Annotated in this window: 1 protein-coding gene and 1 pseudogene; both read left to right on the plus strand. The window is 34.0% G+C overall.

Annotated elements, in window-relative coordinates:
• Positions 1–246: pseudogene (locus ACFO5Y_RS08150) on the plus strand (IS110 family RNA-guided transposase); the annotation flags it as partial.
• 293 nt (positions 247–539) lie between these two features.
• On the plus strand, positions 540–861 hold a 322-nt coding region (locus ACFO5Y_RS08155; RefSeq protein WP_380706409.1), incomplete at its 3' end, for an integrase catalytic domain-containing protein.

An 861-nucleotide genomic window follows, 5' to 3' on the forward strand; every position in this document is an offset into this window, starting at 1 on the left:
GATAAAATTAGTAAACGAGGGAATACATTCGCTAGAAAAACATTATATCTTGTCATAACAAATATGATTCGTTCACAAAAATCAGGTCCGAATCATATCGTTGATTACTATTATCGAGCAAAAAAACAACCTCACGCTAAAAAGCACAAGGTCGTTCTGATTGCTTGTATGGATCGATTTTTAAAATCCATTCACTATTTAGTACTTCACGGGAAACTATATGATTATGATCTCTCACCAAAATAATCAATAGGTTCTCTGTGATTAATTAAATTGTACCAAGTTTCTTCAAAAAAAAGTAGTCTTTTGAAGGATTATTTGGCATGCCTATCAGTTTACTACTCTCTCTCTAAATAGCACTTGACTAAAAGTAGGAAAACACCTTAACTTCTATTCATCGGAAAGTCTGTAAAATTTGTAAAAAGAAAAATTGGGCCCCGCCTAGTTACAATCAAGTATATGCGATTGCTAAAAATCTGTCGCCACAATTAAAGGAACTTGCTCATAAAGGAAAAAAAGAATATCAAAATAATTATGATTTGGTTTATCGTCGTGAGTCTTATTATCCCAATGAAATATGGCAGGCTGACCACACTCCCTTGGATATCCTTGTTTTAAACGAAAAAGGAAAGCCTGAGAGGCCATGGTTAACAATTATTTTAGATGATTATAGCCGAGCAGTTGCAGGGTATTTCCTTAGTTTTCAAGCTCCTTCTGCTATTCAAACTTCTTTAGTTTTACACCAAGCAATATGGAAAAAAAGCAACTCTGATTGGCAAATATGTGGTATACCTGAAACTTTCTATACCGATCACGGAAGTGATTTCACTTCAAATCATTTGGAGCAAGTCGCAATTGATT

Origin of the sequence: Ruoffia tabacinasalis, from assembly GCF_042652985.1 — a bacterium.
In the GTDB taxonomy this organism is placed as follows: domain Bacteria; phylum Bacillota; class Bacilli; order Lactobacillales; family Aerococcaceae; genus Ruoffia; species Ruoffia tabacinasalis.